General features: G+C 44.8%; 17 protein-coding genes. 7 read left to right on the top strand and 10 right to left on the bottom strand.

Annotated features, from left to right (window positions below; translation table 11 throughout):
- Positions 1–28: 28 nt before the first annotated feature.
- Positions 29–895, bottom strand: a complete 867-nt coding sequence (locus QNI24_RS11225) for an alpha/beta fold hydrolase (RefSeq protein WP_267176221.1) — start codon at positions 893–895, stop codon at positions 29–31.
- A gap of 61 nt (positions 896–956) precedes the next feature.
- On the opposite strand from QNI24_RS11225, the gene QNI24_RS11230 reads away from it, so the two are divergent.
- On the top strand, positions 957–1,835 hold the full coding sequence (locus QNI24_RS11230; protein WP_267176222.1) for an ATP-grasp domain-containing protein: 879 nt from the start codon (positions 957–959) through the stop codon (positions 1,833–1,835).
- A 128-nt stretch (positions 1,836–1,963) separates the two neighbouring features.
- Positions 1,964–3,805: a DUF4397 domain-containing protein gene (locus QNI24_RS11235; RefSeq protein ID WP_267176223.1), complete on the top strand. Its 1,842-nt coding sequence runs from the start codon at positions 1,964–1,966 to the stop codon at positions 3,803–3,805.
- 49 nt (positions 3,806–3,854) lie between these two features.
- On the opposite strand, the gene QNI24_RS11240 is transcribed toward QNI24_RS11235, so the two are convergent.
- Positions 3,855–4,154, bottom strand: a complete 300-nt coding sequence (locus tag QNI24_RS11240; protein WP_267176224.1) for a YciI family protein — start codon at positions 4,152–4,154, stop codon at positions 3,855–3,857.
- Positions 4,155–4,225: 71 nt separating this feature from the next.
- Here QNI24_RS11240 and QNI24_RS11245 point away from each other — a divergent pair, with 71 nt between their 5' ends.
- From QNI24_RS11245 to QNI24_RS11260, 4 genes are all read left to right on the top strand, one after another.
- Positions 4,226–4,420, top strand: coding sequence for a YwbE family protein (locus QNI24_RS11245; protein ID WP_267176225.1), 195 nt, complete (start codon positions 4,226–4,228; stop codon positions 4,418–4,420).
- Entirely contained in the window at positions 4,413–5,084 is a 672-nt protein-coding gene (locus QNI24_RS11250; protein ID WP_267176226.1) for a glutathione S-transferase, read from the top strand. The genes QNI24_RS11245 and QNI24_RS11250 overlap by 8 nt, the downstream gene beginning before the upstream one ends.
- 137 nt (positions 5,085–5,221) lie before the next feature.
- Positions 5,222–6,229 carry an oxygen-dependent tRNA uridine(34) hydroxylase TrhO gene (gene trhO / locus QNI24_RS11255; protein ID WP_267176227.1) on the top strand — a complete coding sequence of 336 codons (1,008 nt, stop codon included), beginning with the start codon at positions 5,222–5,224 and terminating at the stop codon, positions 6,227–6,229.
- Positions 6,229–6,879, top strand: coding sequence for a lysoplasmalogenase (locus tag QNI24_RS11260; RefSeq protein WP_267176228.1), 651 nt, complete (start codon positions 6,229–6,231; stop codon positions 6,877–6,879). The genes trhO and QNI24_RS11260 overlap by 1 nt, the downstream gene beginning before the upstream one ends.
- 85 nt (positions 6,880–6,964) lie before the next feature.
- Here QNI24_RS11260 and QNI24_RS11265 read toward each other — a convergent pair whose 3' ends face one another.
- The 7 genes from QNI24_RS11265 to hppD all read right to left on the bottom strand — a co-directional run bounded on the left by QNI24_RS11265 (position 6,965) and on the right by hppD (position 17,108).
- Complete coding sequence (locus tag QNI24_RS11265; RefSeq protein ID WP_267176229.1) at positions 6,965–7,288, bottom strand: glutaredoxin family protein; 324 nt, start codon at positions 7,286–7,288, stop codon at positions 6,965–6,967.
- Between the two features lie 105 nt (positions 7,289–7,393).
- Positions 7,394–8,680: a choice-of-anchor Q domain-containing protein gene (locus tag QNI24_RS11270; RefSeq protein WP_267176230.1), complete on the bottom strand. Its 1,287-nt coding sequence runs from the start codon at positions 8,678–8,680 to the stop codon at positions 7,394–7,396.
- Between the two features lie 372 nt (positions 8,681–9,052).
- Positions 9,053–11,314, bottom strand: a complete 2,262-nt coding sequence (locus QNI24_RS11275) for a TIGR03032 family protein (protein ID WP_267176231.1) — start codon at positions 11,312–11,314, stop codon at positions 9,053–9,055.
- Positions 11,315–11,460: 146 nt separating this feature from the next.
- The gene (locus QNI24_RS11280; RefSeq protein WP_267176232.1) at positions 11,461–13,737 is read right to left on the bottom strand and encodes a M36 family metallopeptidase; all 2,277 of its coding nucleotides are present in this window, start codon (positions 13,735–13,737) and stop codon (positions 11,461–11,463) included.
- A 194-nt stretch (positions 13,738–13,931) separates the two neighbouring features.
- On the bottom strand, positions 13,932–14,912 hold the full coding sequence (locus tag QNI24_RS11285) for a fumarylacetoacetate hydrolase family protein (RefSeq protein WP_267176233.1): 981 nt from the start codon (positions 14,910–14,912) through the stop codon (positions 13,932–13,934).
- Positions 14,913–14,936: 24 nt separating this feature from the next.
- Entirely contained in the window at positions 14,937–16,067 is a 1,131-nt protein-coding gene (locus QNI24_RS11290) for a homogentisate 1,2-dioxygenase (RefSeq protein ID WP_267176234.1), read from the bottom strand.
- A 12-nt stretch (positions 16,068–16,079) separates the two neighbouring features.
- Positions 16,080–17,108 carry a 4-hydroxyphenylpyruvate dioxygenase gene (hppD, locus tag QNI24_RS11295; protein WP_267176235.1) on the bottom strand — a complete coding sequence of 343 codons (1,029 nt, stop codon included), beginning with the start codon at positions 17,106–17,108 and terminating at the stop codon, positions 16,080–16,082.
- A gap of 106 nt (positions 17,109–17,214) precedes the next feature.
- Between hppD and QNI24_RS11300 the strand changes: the two genes are divergently transcribed.
- On the top strand, positions 17,215–17,637 hold the full coding sequence (locus QNI24_RS11300; protein WP_267176236.1) for a MarR family winged helix-turn-helix transcriptional regulator: 423 nt from the start codon (positions 17,215–17,217) through the stop codon (positions 17,635–17,637).
- Between the two features lie 24 nt (positions 17,638–17,661).
- Here the strand turns inward: QNI24_RS11300 and QNI24_RS11305 are convergent, their stop codons facing one another.
- Positions 17,662–18,276 (bottom strand): ACP phosphodiesterase, encoded by a 615-nt coding sequence (locus tag QNI24_RS11305; RefSeq protein WP_267176237.1) that lies wholly within the window; start codon positions 18,274–18,276, stop codon positions 17,662–17,664.
- Positions 18,277–18,335 lie beyond the last annotated feature (59 nt).

The raw sequence follows: 18,335 nt of genomic DNA on the forward strand, positions 1-18,335 counted from the left end.
TTGGCCTCCCTTTTTTGTGCTCAATTGTTTAGTTTAAAACACCAGCAATGACAGCCTGAGTCCAACGCCTGGGGGTTTCAAGCATGGGGAAATGCCCAGATTTTGGGATGACAGTTAAGGTGCTGTTATTAATTTCCTGATAAAGAACATCAGCCATTTCAATCACTGCCACAGGATCATTTTCCGCCCAAACAATGTGTGTTTTAAGCTTAGTTTCTTGTAAAGCACCAATCCACCTGTGCCAATGCTGCATGCGTTGTTTGATGTATTGTGTGGTCTTAGCGATGACTTTTTTACCATCATTGTGCATCATCATGGCCCAAATAGCATCGATCTCTGATGAACTTAGCTTATTTTCATCATAATATATATTCCTCAAATTACGCGCCAAAACCCGTTTTGATGTAAGCCGTCCAACCAACGGCCCAAGCCAATGGTTCATTAATAATTTTTGAATCAAGCGCAATTGGGCCAGTTCAACATGCATGCTGCCATTGCACAGTACCAATTGTTCGATTTCAATCGGTAGCTGATTAAACATTCCCAGCCTGGCTACCAGTTCAGTAGCTATGCTGGTGCCATAATCATGCGCCAACACAATTGCTTTGGAGACACCGAGCTTTTGCCAAATCAATAAAGCCTGATCAGTTTGCTCAAATAAGGTGTATGAGTATTCAATGGGTTTGTCTGAAAAACCAAAACCCAAATGATCATGGACCACAACACAAAAGTATTGTTCTAACTGTGGAATAACCTTGTGATAGTCATAAGAGCAAGTTGGATAGCCATGTAAGATAACCAGGTACGGTTTATTGTTGTTGCTGTCATAAACAAAATGTTGGTGGCCATTGACTGAAATGAATTGGCCTTTTTCTCGCCATTTAATTGCTTGCATTGAATAATTCCAAACCCATGAATAGCGTTATAATAACTCAATTTTAAGTATATTAGGACGGATGCAACTAGCCATTATCACTTGCAGCAGCTTACCCGAGGGAGTTGCCGATGATCAACCACTCTTTGAATCCTTGCGAGCCATTGGCTTTGATGTTGATATATTGCCTTGGGATTCTGCTGTTGATTGGTCAAAATTTGATGCCGCTTTGATCAGGTCAGTTTGGGACTACCATGAACGCCACAGTGCCTTTAATTGCTGGTTAAAGAAAGTCAGTTCGCTCACTCATCTGATTAACCCCATAAGGACAATCCAATGGAACAGCAACAAAATCTACCTGAGAGAACTTGGCACATCAGGGATACGCACTGCTCCCACAGTCTGGATCAACGAAAACAATCAAAATCACTTCAATGAATTCATCAATGACACATCGGCGGAACAATATTTTTTAAAACCAGTCATTGGCGCAGACTCATCTGGCACATTCAGGTTTGCTGACACCCCAAATGATATACAACAAGCCCAACAACACCTCAAACAGTGGTTGCCGCAGTTTGAGATGATGTTACAACCCTACATGAAAAGTGTAGAAACTTATGGCGAAACCTCTTTGATATATTTTGCTGGTCGCTATTCCCACGCCGTGAGAAAAATACCACAACTCGGCGATTACCGTGTGCAAGATACGTTTGGGGCACAAGATATAACGCACCAACCCAATGAAGATGAGCTGCTGCTGTCTGAACAATGCCTTAGACACATGGCCTCACATAAGCTGCATGCACACTATGCCAGGTTTGACTTTCTAAACGATGAAAAAGGCCAAGCCTGCCTCAATGAGGCTGAACTGATCGAACCTTCCTTGTTTTTTAATCATGGTCCAAATGCGGCCTTTGCTTTGGCAAATGTCATTCAAGATTACCTCTCAACAGGATAAAGTCCAACTGTCAAAAAATGAACAAATCCGTCAAAAGCGTGTGAATTTAATTCACAACCACATTCACCGCTGCTTCACAGAACCGCCGTAAACTGAATTGTGCTATTAATTAAAGTGAAGAGGATCACATGAACAAAATTAAATTTCTTACCCAATTAGGGCTGTTGACTACAGCCACCGTTTCAATGGCTACCCAAGTCAATGTCAATCATTTGGCACCTTTTGCTAACACCCTTGAAGGTACAGCTGTATCAATCAATGTCAATGGTGATGAAGCATTATCAGGTGTGCAGTTTCTGCAATCATCCGGTTATATAGAGCTGGCTGAAACTGGCGTGGCACCTGGCATGACCATGCTGGATGTTTTCGCACCTCCGGGTGGAGACACAGCTGCTATTTCTGCCACTGTTGATTTGGCAGCAGATACATTTTATTCTGTATCTGCCATTGGCGATGGTGTCAACCAACCTTTATCTTTGTTACCCTTGGTTGACGACAACACAGCACCTGCTGATGGTAATTTTAAAATTCGTATCATTCATGCTGCACCCTTTGCGGCTGACATCAATGACACGGCAGCCTCTATACGTCTAGATGATGAGACTGTTGTTGGCGGATTGGACAACGTGCTTTTTGGCCAAAATTCAGGCTACCTTGAATTACCAGCAGGTAATTATGACCTGAATGTTTCAACTGCCGATGGTTCGACTCGCTTGATTGACATTGCACCACTTGATCTTGCCGCAGGTACCATTGTGAATGTATTTGCTACCGGTGATGGCGTCAACCAACCTGTCGGCGCTTATGCTGTCTTTGGTGATGGCACAGCGGCCACTCTGGCTTTGGAAGCTGCAGAACCACCTGCTCCAACACGAGTTAATGTGGCCCACTTGGCCCCATTTGCTGAGGCATTGGATGACACCGCAGTGTCAATTGATGTCAACGGTAACCAAGTTCTTACTGATGTCAAATACAAGCAAGCCTCTGGATATCTAACATTAGCTGACGATGGATCAGCGCCAGGTTCAACTTTGCTGGAAGTTTTCGCGCCCCCAGGCGGTGACACAGCTGCCATCACTGCAGAAGTGGATTTGGCTGCCGAGACAGATTACACGGTTGTGGCCATTGGTGATGGTGCCAACCAACCATTAAGCTTATTGCCTTTGGTCGATGACAACTCAACTCCTGCTGATGGTGCTTTCAAATTAAGAATTGTGCACGCAGCACCTTTTGCTGATACATTGGCAGATACAGCGGTATCTATTCGAACCGATGGTGGTGATGTAGTAGCTGGATTAACAGGTGTAGAGTTTGGTGCAGCAACTGACTACTTAGAGTTGCCAGCAGGTACATACGATTTGAACGTGTCAACACCCGATGGCAGTGCTCGACTGATTGACCTGGCTCCAGTTACCTTAGGTGCTGGTGATGTAGTTACGGTATTTGCAATTGGTGACGGCGCCAACCAAGAATTGGGTTTCTTCGCATTATTTGGTGATGGCAGCAGCGCAGCATTGGCCACAGAGCCGCCATTCACTTCATTGACAGCTGGCTTGAATGGCTCATGGTACAATCCTGCCACTAATGGCCAAGGTTTCTCTATTGAAGTATTTCCTGAGTTAGGCAGCATGTCCATCGCTTGGTATACTTTTGACACCACTTTTGCCGATGGTAATGAAACAGCTGTGGTTGGTGAGCCTAATCACCGTTGGTTAACAGCTCAAGGTCCCTTCGATGGAACCAGAGGTGAGTTGATTGTGTACTTAACTGAAGGTGGCATCTTCAATCAGGACAACGCCGTCAACCTAACAGAAGTGGGTACATTGAATATAGATTTCAACGATTGTAGAACAGCAATGGTTGATTTTACTTTGGATGACAGTGGCTTAACTGGCATGATTCCAATTCAAAGAATCTCTGGTTCAACAGTGGAATTCTGTGAGTCAACATTGGCTGTACCAGCACAATAAATAGTTTTTGGCAACATCTTGAAAAGGCCTCTATTTAAGAGGCCTTTTTTTATGGCAGCACCTTTAAATAAGGTTTTACAACAACCTCAGCATACACCCCAGCCTTGATATAGGGGTCGGCATCGGCCCATTCTTGAGCAGCATGCAATGAATCAAATTCCGCCACAACCAAAGACCCAGTGAATGCCAGTTGCTGTGGATTTTCTTCATCAGTGGCAGGATGGGGTCCGGCAATCAACAATCGCCCTGCATCTTTCAATTCATTCAGTCGAGCCAGATGCTGTTCTCTGACAGGTAGCCTCAAGGGCAGTGAGTCGACAACATCGGTTGCCATAATCGCAAAATACATAGTCTTTGGTTCTCTCAATATCTAATAATAGAAAACTTGATTATAATGACCTTTTGAATGACTGCAATCTAATGACAGGAACCGAACGAAATAAAATAAAAATAGGCATGCAAGTGGCTGTGGTACAAAAACAGCACCAAAGATCTGGCCAATTGACCACAGGAACCATTGCTCGAATTCTGACCAACTCATCCAACCACCCGCATGGCATCAAAGTAAAACTCAGCGACGGGACGGTCGGACGCGTCAAAGAAATTCATGAGTAAACACGTTTTATATTCTTTCAGACGCTGTCCGTATGCCATCAGAGCCAGGATGGCGCTGGCTCAAGCTGAAATCAACTGTGAGTTGAGGGAGCTGATGCTGCGTGACAAACCCAAAGACATGCTGAAGCACTCCCCCAAGGGCACTGTGCCCGTATTCATCACCCAACCGGGTCAAGTCATCGATGAAAGCAAGGATGTCATGCTTTGGGCACTGCAACAAAATGACCCTGATGATTGGTTACATGACTTAGAAATTTCGCTGCAATTGATTGAAAAAATAGACCATGAATTCAAACCCTTGCTCGATCGCTATAAGTATGCAGACAGACACCCGGAAATGACCGATTCAGAGCACAGGGATCTGACTTTACCCCACATCAAGGCGCTTAATGAAAAATTAGAGCGCTCTGAATTTCTCCTCTCAAACCAAATCACTTTAGCAGACATTGCAGTGTTTCCTTTCATCAGACAATATGCCTTCGTCAACAAAAAATGGTTCGACGATCTGCCTTATACCGCCTTAAAAAAATGGTTACAACATTTTCTTGATGCTGAATTGTTCCACAACATCATGCCAAAGTGTCGACTTTACAACGATGGCTTTAGCTACCAATTTCCTGATTATGTTCTTAGCAACATCAAGCACAGCAATCGAGCCCTGTGAATAAGCCATAGCCGATAACAGTTGATCGCAATGTAAAGAGTTGATTATATTGGTTTGCAAAACCATCAATCATCATTAAAATAGCGACCATTCAAAACAATGCGCCTGATTTACGTTCAGGTCAGCAGGAGATCAGCATGTCAAACCAGTCTGGTTCAGAACAAGAACCCATCGTTGTCAGCGCCTTATACCATTTTGTGCGCTTAGAAAATTTTCAAGAATTACACCAACCCTTGTTGGACGTCATGAAACAGAATCAAGTCAAAGGCACCTTATTATTGGCCAATGAAGGCATCAATGGCACCATAGCGGGCAATCAAGCCGGTATCGATGCGGTCAAAGACTTTTTGCGCCAAGATTCACGCTTGGCTCAAGTTGACAGCAAAGAGTCTTACACCGACACCATGCCTTTTTATCGTTCCAAAGTTAAATTGAAGAAAGAAATCGTCACCATGGGTGTCGAAGGCATTGACCCCAATGAAGTTGTTGGTACGTACGTTAAGCCTGAAGAATGGAACGATTTGATATCAGACCCTGAGGTTGTGTTAGTTGATACGCGCAATGACTATGAGTACCAAATAGGTAGTTTTAAAAATGCCATCAACCCCAACACCGAAACTTTCAGAGAGTTTCCTGAGTATGTAAAACAAAACCTCAATCCCAAAAAACACAAAAAAGTGGCGATGTTTTGCACCGGTGGTATTCGCTGTGAAAAATCAACTGCTTATCTGAAAGAACAAGGCTTCGATGAGGTTTACCACTTGCAAGGTGGCATACTCAAATACCTGGAAAAAGTACCCAGTAATGACACCTTGTGGCAAGGTGAATGTTTCGTTTTTGATAACCGCGTGGCTGTTAATCATGATTTAGAAAAAGGCCAATACGATCAGTGTTATGCCTGCCGCTACCCCATCACTGAAGAGGACAAACAATCACCTCATTACCAAAAAGGTGTCAGTTGTCATCATTGTTTTGATAAAACCACAGCAGCACAACGGGCGCAGTTTGCGGAACGCGAAAAACAAATGCAGTTGGCCAAAGCACGAGGTGAGGAACACATTGGCATGTCAGCCAGTGATGCCATAGAAAAGCGCAAACAAGAAAAATTAGCTGCCAAAAACGCCATGCGAAAACAAGCCAAATAATGCTCGCGCTGCTACCTACCATTTGTTTATTTGCCTGTGCTATCAGTATTGCTTTTGAGGCCAAAGGCCAGACTAAATTAACCATCAAATCCAAGTTACTGGCCAGTTTGTCATTTGTGGCTTTTGCTTGGACCTTGGGTGCTTGGCAAAGCAGTTATGGTCAATTAATCTTCATTGGCCTGTTATTCAGCTTGGTTGGCGATGTGATGTTGGCCATGAAAGGGCGCAGTCACTATTTTATATTCGGCATTGGCGCGTTTTTGTTGGCTCACCTGGTTTATACAGCGGCTTTTCTATCAACCGGATTCAACGTCGCACAATTACCATTAATAAGACTTTTGGTAATGGCTTTATTGGTACCCCTTATTATCACGGGCTTGTGGTTGAAACCGCATTTACAGGGTTCACTCAGGGTAGCTGTTCCGGTTTATTTGGCGGCCATAGGCGTAATGCTGATCACAGCCTGGGGCAGCATGGCACCACAAGCTTGGATATGGATCATCTCAGGAGCCAGTTTATTTGCTGTTTCAGATCTATTTGTGGCACGCCAACGCTTCATTAAAGCCGAGATTCGCAATCGCATCATCGGCCTGCCGATGTATTATGTCGCACAGTTGTTATTGGCCTTTTCTGTCAGTTTGGTTTTTTAATTGATCGAATAAAGTATAAAAACGTCCGTTAAAACCAGCCAATCACCGCGATTGAATTGGTAGGCCTCTGACTGAGAAAGTTCAGTCACAATCCGCTGATTAGCTCAAGCACCCTTTGTTGGTTAAACCCTTTAACCACCTCACCTTGAATCAGAAATACCGGCACTCCATGCCCGCCTAGACTTTTCATTTCTTGCTGGGCCTGCGGGGATTTTTCTATATCAAATTCCTTGTACTTGACGCCTTGCATGTTTAACATCACCCTGGCTTTTTTACAATAGCCACACCATGAGGTTGCATACATGATGACCTCTGAGTCATGTTTCTCATTCAGCTCAGCGGCGGCATCAGTCACACCCCACTTTTGGTAAACAAAGAAAGCGATGGCCAATACGATCAGTAATCTCATAAAATTATCCTTAATTTAAATCAATGGCACAGTATACGATAAAGACCATTAAAAAAGCCCGAAAGAGTCGGGCTTATATTAAACAAAATTGATGCCATTGGCTGGTCAGTCAAAGCCATTTCTAAATATCAAATCTCTGAACTCATAGGCACCCACATCACACCCCGGTGGGTTAGCCCCACCCGCTATTGGCCTCGGTGCTCCAGTCTGATCTTCATTTTCAACACATGCAGCATCGTGAAAAAAATCTATAGCAGGACTGCCCAAGACCAAAGCGTGAGTCGGTGTAAGCCCTCCATTGTCCTTAAGATTCAAATCCAGCACCGAGGACAACGCTGCTTCCTGGATGATGCCATCTGAGGTGCCCTGGTCGAAAATGACCCCAAAAGTACCGTCATCTCCATCAAGATCGATTAAGTTGTAACGATTGAGGTTGGTTGAATACACATCGGTGGCGAAGATTTCATTACCCAAATTGCCCGCGGTGTTACCGGATACCAAGGTTCGGCGTAAACTGAGTTCAGAATTTTGATTGAATATACCACCACCATTTTGTCCAGCGCTGTTATTTGCCAAAGTCACTGAAGACAGTGTTAATTCAGCGTTGCCTCCACCAAACGGGTTGTAATAGGACTGCATGTTGATGGCACCACCATTTCGTCCTGCGGTGTTGTTGCTGATGGTGGTATTGATCACATCAACGTCGGCACTGTAATTGTATGTATTGGTGAGGAACATGGCCCCATCGGATGCGTAGCCTAAAGCTGTGTTACCGCTGATAGTTGATCGACTGATCGTCACGTTAGTGCCCAGAAGCGACAATCCAGCCGCGTTTCCACCACCATATCCTCGGTTATAATTACTTTCACTGCGGTTGTTGGTGATCAGGGTGTCATTTATGTACCCATTCGAGTTATATAGTTTAATGGCACCGTTGTCATTATCAGAAAAAGTCGAACGGTTGATGTTGACTGATGCATACTGGCCATAGAGGGCACCGGCTTCAAGGCCTCCCCCAAAGTCTCCTCGCACTGGTTGATTGCCACCACCTTTGGTCATGGTGCAATCATTAAGCGTCAATGAACTGCCATAATCAGCAGTCAACAAAGTAAAACCCGGAGACATTTCATCACGCGTGATGGTTGAATCTTGGCAATTCAAAGTGATCTCTGAATCAACATTGGGTAATGCACTGGTTAAGGTGATGGTTGAACCCGCTGGTAAATTAATTTCATCAGCCCCTGAACCAGCACTACAGTCAATAACCGCTATTTCTTGGTTGGCTGACTCTATCGCATCAGCCAATGTACAGGTCTGATTATCAACGTTGATAACCGCTGCATGGGCTGTGATTTCAAGCAATAAAGCCGAGACCAACGCGGTTTTTTTCAAATGAGATGTTGTTTTGGACTTGTCTTTCCCCTTGTTAATTAATAACAATAAAATTAACAAACTATTATCTTCATTTCAATTGTTACAGATCAGGAGCAGATAATTTCAGAAAAAATCTGTCAAAAACTGTAGCCAATAGGTTTTGCGATCATCCAACCGCAGTCTCGTGAGCAAAATTCGTCACAACCAAGAGCAGTTCATGCAAACATATTTGATGGTTCAAGTGTTGACCTTCAAATCGTTGGCAGCCGCATCAAATAGCTGGATCAAAAACAAGGCTGCTGGCCATGCCCCTCATCTCATCGCAAACCTGATCAACGCAAACCTGATCAATGCGGCAACTGGTCAAAAAAAATCTGCGGTTAGGCTTGGTCATTCTATCAGCTTATTGAACACTGCCCTCAAAACATCATCCCAGTTGGCATCAGGCTGCTGTCTGAACAGCTGTGCCGATGGATACCATGGACTTTCACTCGTATCTGAATGCCACCTCCAATCTGCGTTGCTACATAACAAAATCCATGTTTCTTTACCCAAGGCCGCCGCCAAATGGGCAATCGCGGTATCCACTGAAACCACCAAATCCATTTGATCAACCAAAGCCGCGGTTCTGGCATAACCTGGTAGCTCAGGCTCCAAATCAATCACATTGTGTTTTTTCAGCAATGCCCTTTCATCAGCAGTGATGGGCATTTGTAAGGAATAAAACTGCGCATCCACACCAGCAGTCACGGTGAGTAAATCAGCCAAGTCAATGGAGCGGTTTTGGTTGTTGATGTGGCTGGGTGAGCCACTCCAAGACAGGCCAATTTTACGTTGTCCTTTGAGTTCACTGACCACAGCTTGTTGTGGCACTTTGACGTATTCATCTGGTGCCGGTAGATTCTCCAAAGTGATGTCTAAGTACCTTGGCAAACTCATCAATGGACAATACACATCAAACAAATCGGTACTCAACGCACCCGGTACACGAGATTGACTGACGCCCTCTATTTCAGCCACCAATGGGGCCAAATTTTCTGGTCCAAAATAAATCACTTCTTTACATCTATCAGCCAGTGGTTTTAAAAAGCGCCAAAACATGATGTGATCACCATTGCCCTGCTCAGAATGCACCAAGATCGTTTTGTCGCTGATATCCTCACCTTGCCACTGCGGTTTGTCACATTTAAAAGGCACAAACTGCGGGGTTTGCCAACGCCAATCATATTCAACCCAGCCTTCTTTATAATTTCCTTGTTTAAGCAATAATTTACCGCGGTTGTGGTGTGCCATGGCAAATTGTTGGTCGGTGGCGATTGACTCATCGAACCAGTGCATGGCTTGTTCTGGGTTGTTCTGTTCAGCATAGGCCGTTCCCAAGGCATTCATGGCTTCTGCATTATCTGGCGATATTTCCAGCACCTTTTGTAATTGTATGATGGCATCTGCCCACCTTTTGGCATCTGCCAAACAAACACCGTATTGTTGATTGGTTGCCGGGTGCTTGGGGTGGTCTTTCAATATCGCTTCATACAGTTTCAGTGCTTGATTCAGCTCACCGTTAACATGTGCCCTGGATGCGGCCTCTAGGGGCGCCTGCACAGGATCAACAGCGGCCAAATTATTCAATACAAAATCTGGCAATTCGTAGGAACTGGCAAGGAATGGACTTTGTTGGTCAATAATCGCTGCGAACTTGTGAGGCAATACTTTGACTTCAAAAACTTCTTGTACATTGCCAGTGAACACCAAAAACGCCACTATTTGACCATTACTGGTATCAACCACCCATACCCCACTTTGCCTTTTTTCTACTTTTTTGGTCAATGGCAAACCAGCAAATGTCGAACTCTCACGTATTTGTGACAAACCGATGATGGCATAGCGATCAATGAAATCTAAACCACGGGTAAAACCTGGTAATTCGGCCACCACTTCAGGTGCTTTTCCCAACTCCATTTTCATCAACTGGCCTGAACCGGATGATAAAAACCACAAGGCATTGTTATACCAACGCGGTGAATGGGGCATACACAAACCATCAACCATGACTTCGTTGTTGGTGATGTCCATGATTTGTCCGCCTGAAATTTTATTCTTGCGCCAGCCGCCAGGCTCATCGTAAGCGCCCAACATGCTGACATAACGTGGCACCCCATCTCTGAACCCCAAGCCATTAAGGTGACAGCGGTCCGTCAAATCATATTCAGTGATGAAGGGTGGGCGCCATTCTGGTTTAAAACTGTGGTCATTATCCAATGTAGCCAGGCATGACATCTTGGTGTTGATGAACCATAATTTGTCAAATTTATCATAGCCCATTTCATGGATATCTATCTGACCCGTGATGTGGTGTTTGCGTGGTATGTAACAGGCATCTACTTGTTCGCCTTGACCCACTTTGGGACCCACTGCTGCCAAGTTGCGAAAAGTGGTGATGAATGAAGCGCCACCAATGGTCAATTCATTGGCTCTTCTGGCTACACCCATAGGACGATCAAAAGCCATGAAGTGGGTATTGATACCCTGCCCTTGTGGCCTCACCATCACCACCTGTCCAGCCTGGTAAGTGGTGACTAATAAACTACACTGGCCTAAGGTCAGCAGTTCACGAAAAGAGTCTGTCGATTGGCTTGAGAATGTTTCAGTCATTGGGCTTTAAGTGCGCTGATAAAACAATCATTATGCCATCAATTTACCTAACTTAAAACCTCAAAAGGCTGCACTTCATTGAACCCAAAAAAAAGGGCAACTTGGTCATGCCAAGTTGCCCTTTTGAGTTTTATTAAATCTGCTTTTTATTCGAAGCTGTCAGCAAAAATCAAATCTGAATCCACCAAGCAAGACTCAGGCAAATCATAAGATTCAATTTCGTCACCCAACTGAAAAACACTGCCAGAATCGGCATCAACACCCAAGCCGCGTTTGGCAAAACCCGCCCATATTTCACATTGGTTGGCGCCTTCATTGTTGGTTTCATCTGCCAACAAAATGGCGTCACGACCAGAGACCAAACCGGGGTTACAAGGTTGTAGTTTCAACCCATCCATCATCAGTTGCATGGCGATGTTATTACCCCCTACTCCATTGTACAAGTCGGCATCAAAACCATGCTTTTCAATCAGGTTCCAATACATTTCCCACAACACTTGGGCCCATATTGAGCCAACCAAATGAGGACTGATGCTGCCATCATCTCTGATGGCATCTACCACATCAGCAAAGCTGTGCTGATTGATGGCCTCATCAGTTGAATAAGGGTAAGTTCTGATGCCATTGGGGTTTTGTGTGGCATAAGAACCCATTGGCCTGGCATCCGTGGCACTGTCAGTTGGTGAAGCCGTCATCATCAGGGCGAAAAAGTCACTCCAACCCTCACCCATTTGTTCGGCATTTCCCAAACAACCAGCTTGTGCCGGACCACCTGTGAGGCGATTCGAAATACCATGTCCGTACTCATGAATGATGATGCCGTTATCAAAGTCACTGTCTCGATCGGCACTGACTTTGACCATGTCTGCATCAACCACATTGGCTAATTCAGCGCGGATGGTGTTGCCATCGGCCTGTCCCACCATCAATGCAGGTATGGTGACATTACCGCCTTGCGCACCACCCCCCATACTGATGACACCATCACCGTCGTTGTTTACCACAACCACACCGATGGCACCGGCATTTTCGGCGTTCAAGGCCTTGAGACCAAACTCACAAGCCCCTCGATCAACCAATGCAATGCGGCCCGCAGTGAAACCACTCAAAGCAGTACAAGCATCACTTCCCGTATCAACACCGTCATCAGCCAATTCCACAATACCGTTAAAGGGTGCCGGAGTAATTTCAGCGCCAAAGCTGGCACCGCTGGCGGTGTATGTGCCTGCAATGCTGGCCGGTGAATTAATCACTAAGTCAGCCGAGCCAGTGAAGTAAAACATTTGCATTCTGGGGTTACCACCATCTGGTGGGGTACCAAAGTTGGCATTGTTGGTGCCTGAACCATCTTGCGCATCGGCAATCACCGCATCGCTGGCTGAGCCACCGTTACCATAATTGTTTTCTTGGAAGTTGCCTGCTGGTTCATCAAAACCATACTGATAAGCCAAATCATGAATGATGTTGTTCCAATAAAACAAGTTAACAATGGCCGCATCAAGGTTTTGTTCTTGATTTGGATTCACTGCAGGATTCCATGGCACGCTGAATATCAAGTCACTGCCACCATCCGGTCTGCTACCACCGGTGTTATTGGCATCCAAATCATCTTGTGCAAAAACATTGTTACCACGGGTGTCAGTGAATTCCGCACCCTCGTTACCATCGGTGTCATGCCAACCAAATGGTGAAGCCAATAAATCATGTGGGTCAGTGACTGTCTCCAACACAAAACCGTTATCAGCAGGTGATTCATTGGGATATGGAATCACATCATAACTGGCATGTGCTGACCAATTGTGTTGGCTTAAAACTTCACCGGTGTCGGCATCCAGTCGCATCGACCACCAGTCGTTTTCAGTTTGAATGGACATGTCCCAAGCCAGTTTCAATTGGCCTTGTTGATTAGCTTGATACACCAGCTTCACGGGAATGTTTTGTAGAGAAATGCCATCACCAGCATAGACACTCGCTTGATTTATACCAACGGCTTGCTCCAATTGGTAACTGGGCATCAAACCATTCATACTTAAATATGACGCTGCGGTTAATATGGCTTGATCGGCCGGCATGTCTGGATTCAGGTCATTGGCTTTCTGTGCAGCGTTTTTAATGAAGAAATTGTGTTTATTTAAAACTTCACCTTCGCGGTTTAAGTTGATTTGAATGTCGCCGCCTGCCACTTCAATGCCATTGACGTATTGTCTAAAAACCAAATGGCTGACGCCATTGTGGGCGGTCTGGTATTGACTCAATAGTTTTGAATCAGCAACATCTTTTGCGGCCAAATTCAATTCAGCCAAGGAAGCAGTCAAATGCGATTTTGCCTGAGACAATGCCTGTTGTGGAGAAAGTGTGGGCGAAGCCCACGCGAAAGGGCTCGTAGCAACCATCATGGCCGCTAAAATAGGTTTGCTTTGCATATGTAATCCTCTTGTTTTTTTATTATTGTGGTGTGAGTAAGTACTCAATTCCGGTCACATCATACCGACTTCGCCGGCAGATTTCCACGAAATATTGAACCAAAAGGTACAAATTAATCAGGTGAGGATAAGTTCAAAGCAGCTGCAAGCGCCCGTTTTTCAGAGCGCCTGCACGCATAATCAAAGCGTCAGATTCAGTACTTAACTACTTTTTGTTCAATGGTACCGAACACATTGTGACCGGATTTATCGGTGATTTCGATTTTAACCACATCACCAAAACTCATGAACGGTGTGCTTGGTTTACCGTGTTCAATGACTTCAAGTACGCGCTTCTCGGCCAAACAGGTTGAACCCTTAGAAATATCGTGATTGGCAATGGTGCCCGAACCAATGATGGTGCCGGCAGCCAACGGCCTGGTTTTGGCCGCATGGGCAATAAGTTCAGCAAAACTGAACTGCATATCAACCCCACAATCAGGCTCGCCAAACCACTCACCATTGAGCCATGTGCGCATGGGCAAATGAATTTTTTCATCCTGCCAAGCATCACCCAATTCATCTGGTGTGACAAAAAACGGTGATAAGGCCGTTCGCGGTTTGGACTGCAGGAAGCCAAATCCTTTGGCCAATTCAGCGGGGATTAAATTACGCAATGAAACATCATTCAATATACAGATCAGCTGGATGTACTGCCCTGCATCCTCAGCTGTAACATGCATCGGCACATCTGATGTGATGATGGCGGCTTCGGCCTCAAAGTCTATGCCGTATTCCTCACTGACGACTTCTATGTCTTGATCATGGGCCAAGAAGCCATCACTGACCGCTTGGTACATCAATGGGTCTTCCAGGAAGCTTGGCGGCATATCGGCCCCACGCGCTTTACGAACGCGCTCAACATGAGCAAGGTAGGCGCTGCCATCCAGAAAATGCAGGCCTCTAGGTAAAGGCGCCAAGACATCATCCATGTTCAACTCAAAGGCATCATTCAAGCCACCTTCGTTTAAATGTTGGTAGATGGTGTTGAGCTGTGGAGCCACTTGTTCCCAATTATCCAATGCAGCTTGCATGGTCATGGCTATGTTAGGCACAGTCACTGCATGGGTGCCATCGCGGTTTACAACGGCCAGTTGGCCATCACGGGTTTGGTTATTAATGCTGGTTAGTTTCATTGCTTTATCTCTGTTTGGTTCGCTTTATTTTGTTTCTTTCCAGGAGTTGACATAATCGGGCCATTCGACCTGTTCTGCTGCATCACACACCTCCAATGGATCACGGGTATCAATCATCACCGCGACTTCTTCAGTCATGGCGTTTTTTTGTTTGAACGCGTTGTTCATGGCTTTGGGGTGTGGGCCATGAGTGAAGCCTGTAGGGTGTAATGTCATCATGCCTGGGTGGATGTTATCCCGCGAGAAAAAATTACCCGCATGATAAAAAAGCACTTCATCATAATCATCGTTGTTGTGATAGAAAGGTACTTTTAACGCTTCAGGGTCGGTCTCAAATAACCGCGGCACGAAGGTGCAAATCACAAATCGGTTACCTAAAAAAGTCGTATGTGCCGATGGCGGCACATGAAAACGGTGACTCATGACCGGTGATATATCTCGCCAATTCAACGCCACCGGCATCAAATCACCTTGCCAACCAACCGCATCCAAAGGATTAAACGGGTAGTTGATCGTTGAGATTTTCTGCAATCGTTTGACCTTAACGGTCCAATCATCTGTGCTGTATTGTGTTTTGAAAGCATCATTGATTTCCGGTGTGCGATAAACCGCAGCATCAACAATGGCATTGGGACCGAGCAGGCCTTTATCGGGTAATTGATAATGCCCGTTGGTTGCTTCCACCATTAAGACAGTACACGGATTACTTACTTCCAGGCGCCACATGGTGCCCTTAGGTAGCATCAGGTAGTCACCTTCTTTGATAATCATGTGACCAAAATCACAATACAAATCAGCAGTCCCCTGATGCAAAAATAATAAGTCATCGCCATCGGCATTGCGCACCAAATGGTTCATGCTGGTATCCATTTTCAACAGGCGGATTTTGACATTGTTGTTCTTCATCAGCACATGGGCATCCCAAGGGGTGCCATGGCAAGAGCCAAACAAATTACTGTCAAACGCTCGTGGTCGGATATCACCTTGAAAATCAGTCCAGCCGGTGTGTTTGTTTTGGTGGTAAAAGTGAGTCACCGGGCCAAAAAAGCCCTCTTTTCCCATCTCACGTTCATAGGTGTCCTCAGGAAAACCGATGTGCGCCTGTTTGGCCACTTTGCCTTGTTTCTTATAAAAGTTAAACCACTTGCCATTCATCAGCACTGCTCCTTACAGATAACCACGTCGCTGTTGTTCCAGTTCAATCGAATCAAACAAGGCTTGGAAATTACCTTCACCAAAACCCTCATTGCCTTTGCGTTGAATGATTTCGAAGAAAATAGGACCAATTGCGGTGTTGGTGAAAATTTGCAACAGGATCTGTTTTTGGGTGGCTTCATCGGCATCAATCAAGATGTGATTGCGCTGCATCCGAGGTACGTCTTCTTCATGCTCAGGCACGCGGCGGTCTATGATGCTGAAATATGTCTCTGGCGTGATCATGAATTCCACTCCAGCTGCACGCATCGATTCGACCGATTCATATATATTATCTGTGAACAAAGCGATGTGCTGAATGCCTTCACCTTTGTATTCATCTAAATATTCGTTGATTTGTGATTTCGGGTCTTCCGATTCATTCAAAGGAATCTTGACTGAGCCATTTGGACTGGTCATGGCTTTTGAGACCAGACCAGTTTTCTGCCCTTTGATATCAAAATACCTGATTTCACTGAAATCAAATAAGTTTTCGTAATACTGGCTCCATTTTTCCATGTTGCCAAAATAGACATTGTGCGTAAGGTGATCAATAAAAGTCAGACCAAAACCCGTTGGGGTCTGGTGCATACCGGCAATGTCATCGAAATCTTGTTCCAACATCGCTGCATAACTTTCCTTGTCCAACACATACAAAGCGGCGTCTCCAATACCCTTTATGGCTGGAAAGCTTAAACCATTAGGCACCTCGAGAGGTTCCGAGCCGCCCTTAAGACTGTGTTCCAAGGCAGCTTCTTTGTTGTCGAAAACGATTGAAAATCCGCTGGCGCATGGGCCGTGTGCTTGTCGAAAATCAGCAGCAAATCCAGTTTTGCATTCGTTGATGTAAAAGTCTATTTGTCCTTGTCTGTATAAGGTAATGGGTTTGGATTTGTGCTTTTTAACCGCAGTAAAACCCATTTGTCTGAACAGTTGGTGTAAAGGTGCGGCATCATCGGCTGAATACTCGATAAAGCCAAATCCATTGATGGTTGCTGACATGCTCGTTCCTCAATCTTAGTTAAAAAAAGTTATTCTAACTGTATTTAGTTTCATTTGAAACTATTAATTGTTTCAAATGAAACTATTTTGTGGTTAAAATGAAAGCATGGAACTGAATGATTTCTTACCTTATCAACTCTCCGTGCTCAGTTTGAAAATATCAAAGGGCATTGCCGCACACTACCAAGATCAATTTGGCATCAACATTTCAGAGTGGCGGGTACTGGTCATCCTGTATAAGAACCCTGACATCACCGCCAAAAAGATTGCTCAATTGTCAGAAATGGATAAAGTTCGTATCAGTAGAACTTTAAAAACTCTGGTTGAGAAAGATTACCTCACGCAACAGCCACATCCATTGGATGCACGTGCCAAGAATTATGAATTGAATCAACGGGGTAAGTATTTGATGCGAGCGGTGATACCCGATGCGCTGCGCTATGAAGAGGACCTGATGAGTCAACTCAGCACTGAAGAACGTGAACAGTTACAGCACCTGATTGGGAAGTTCAACCGCATATTGGGTTAAATATTCAAACATCAAAACTAAGCATCACCGCAAGAAGTGATGTTCAGTGCTGCCTAATTTGTGGCTCTTAAAGTGCGTTACCAATAAAGGGAAAAAAACCATAAAATCTTGCATCAAATCATCATAAGCCTCAGCCACTGATGGTAGGTATTGTGTGGCTGTTTCTTTGGCTTTCAAACGCTTTGAGAGTCGTTGATCAATGCGCTGTAGCGAACTTTGGAAATCAGCAAAACTGTTATATTGCCCCAGCAAATTGGTGGCTGACATTTTGGTAACTATGATTTTGGGTTTGTTGGGATATTGTTGCGCCGTTTCATATGCTGCCTGATTAAACTGTAACAAATACTCATCCAAGCTTAGTACTGAAAAATCCTGCCACTTAATAGAGAGAAAATGATCATACAATAAATCAAGTACAACGCCTTTGAGGTGACCTGAATCACCCAATAATGACTTGCTGTGGCGAATTATTGCGTGTGAATCGGTGAATTTATCAATGGCGCGATGCATTTTCATGCCCTGACGCAAGGCCAGACTTGCCTCTGGCCAAGGCCTACCACGCAAAGGATCAGCCAATACATTGCCTAATTGATAATCAATGTCTCGTGTTGATAATAAAGTGTGGGCCAACCAGTTCATGTCTTAATAGAATAAGTCATAAGTTAATTATAACCTCGGTTTCATTTCGATGGACTCAG

The organism is Marinicella marina (assembly GCF_030065545.1).
Lineage (GTDB): Bacteria > Pseudomonadota > Gammaproteobacteria > Xanthomonadales > Marinicellaceae > Marinicella > Marinicella marina.

What these genes read in the sequence shown, in the direction of transcription:
- QNI24_RS11245 (WP_267176225.1), top strand. Translation starts at nt 4,226, where the DNA reads ATGACAGGAACCGAACGAAATAAAATAAAAATAGGCATGCAAGTGGCT.
- QNI24_RS11300 (WP_267176236.1), top strand. Translation starts at nt 17,215, where the DNA reads ATGGAACTGAATGATTTCTTACCTTATCAACTCTCCGTGCTCAGTTTG.
- QNI24_RS11305 (WP_267176237.1), bottom strand. Translation starts at nt 18,276, where the DNA reads ATGAACTGGTTGGCCCACACTTTATTATCAACACGAGACATTGATTAT.
- trhO (WP_267176227.1), top strand. Translation starts at nt 5,222, where the DNA reads ATGTCAAACCAGTCTGGTTCAGAACAAGAACCCATCGTTGTCAGCGCC.
- QNI24_RS11250 (WP_267176226.1), top strand. Translation starts at nt 4,413, where the DNA reads ATGAGTAAACACGTTTTATATTCTTTCAGACGCTGTCCGTATGCCATC.
- QNI24_RS11285 (WP_267176233.1), bottom strand. Translation starts at nt 14,912, where the DNA reads ATGAAACTAACCAGCATTAATAACCAAACCCGTGATGGCCAACTGGCC.
- QNI24_RS11225 (WP_267176221.1), bottom strand. Translation starts at nt 895, where the DNA reads ATGCAAGCAATTAAATGGCGAGAAAAAGGCCAATTCATTTCAGTCAAT.
- QNI24_RS11230 (WP_267176222.1), top strand. Translation starts at nt 957, where the DNA reads ATGCAACTAGCCATTATCACTTGCAGCAGCTTACCCGAGGGAGTTGCC.
- QNI24_RS11290 (WP_267176234.1), bottom strand. Translation starts at nt 16,067, where the DNA reads ATGAATGGCAAGTGGTTTAACTTTTATAAGAAACAAGGCAAAGTGGCC.
- QNI24_RS11235 (WP_267176223.1), top strand. Translation starts at nt 1,964, where the DNA reads ATGAACAAAATTAAATTTCTTACCCAATTAGGGCTGTTGACTACAGCC.
- QNI24_RS11260 (WP_267176228.1), top strand. Translation starts at nt 6,229, where the DNA reads ATGCTCGCGCTGCTACCTACCATTTGTTTATTTGCCTGTGCTATCAGT.
- QNI24_RS11275 (WP_267176231.1), bottom strand. Translation starts at nt 11,314, where the DNA reads ATGACTGAAACATTCTCAAGCCAATCGACAGACTCTTTTCGTGAACTG.
- QNI24_RS11265 (WP_267176229.1), bottom strand. Translation starts at nt 7,288, where the DNA reads ATGAGATTACTGATCGTATTGGCCATCGCTTTCTTTGTTTACCAAAAG.
- QNI24_RS11280 (WP_267176232.1), bottom strand. Translation starts at nt 13,737, where the DNA reads ATGCAAAGCAAACCTATTTTAGCGGCCATGATGGTTGCTACGAGCCCT.
- hppD (WP_267176235.1), bottom strand. Translation starts at nt 17,108, where the DNA reads ATGTCAGCAACCATCAATGGATTTGGCTTTATCGAGTATTCAGCCGAT.
- QNI24_RS11240 (WP_267176224.1), bottom strand. Translation starts at nt 4,154, where the DNA reads ATGTATTTTGCGATTATGGCAACCGATGTTGTCGACTCACTGCCCTTG.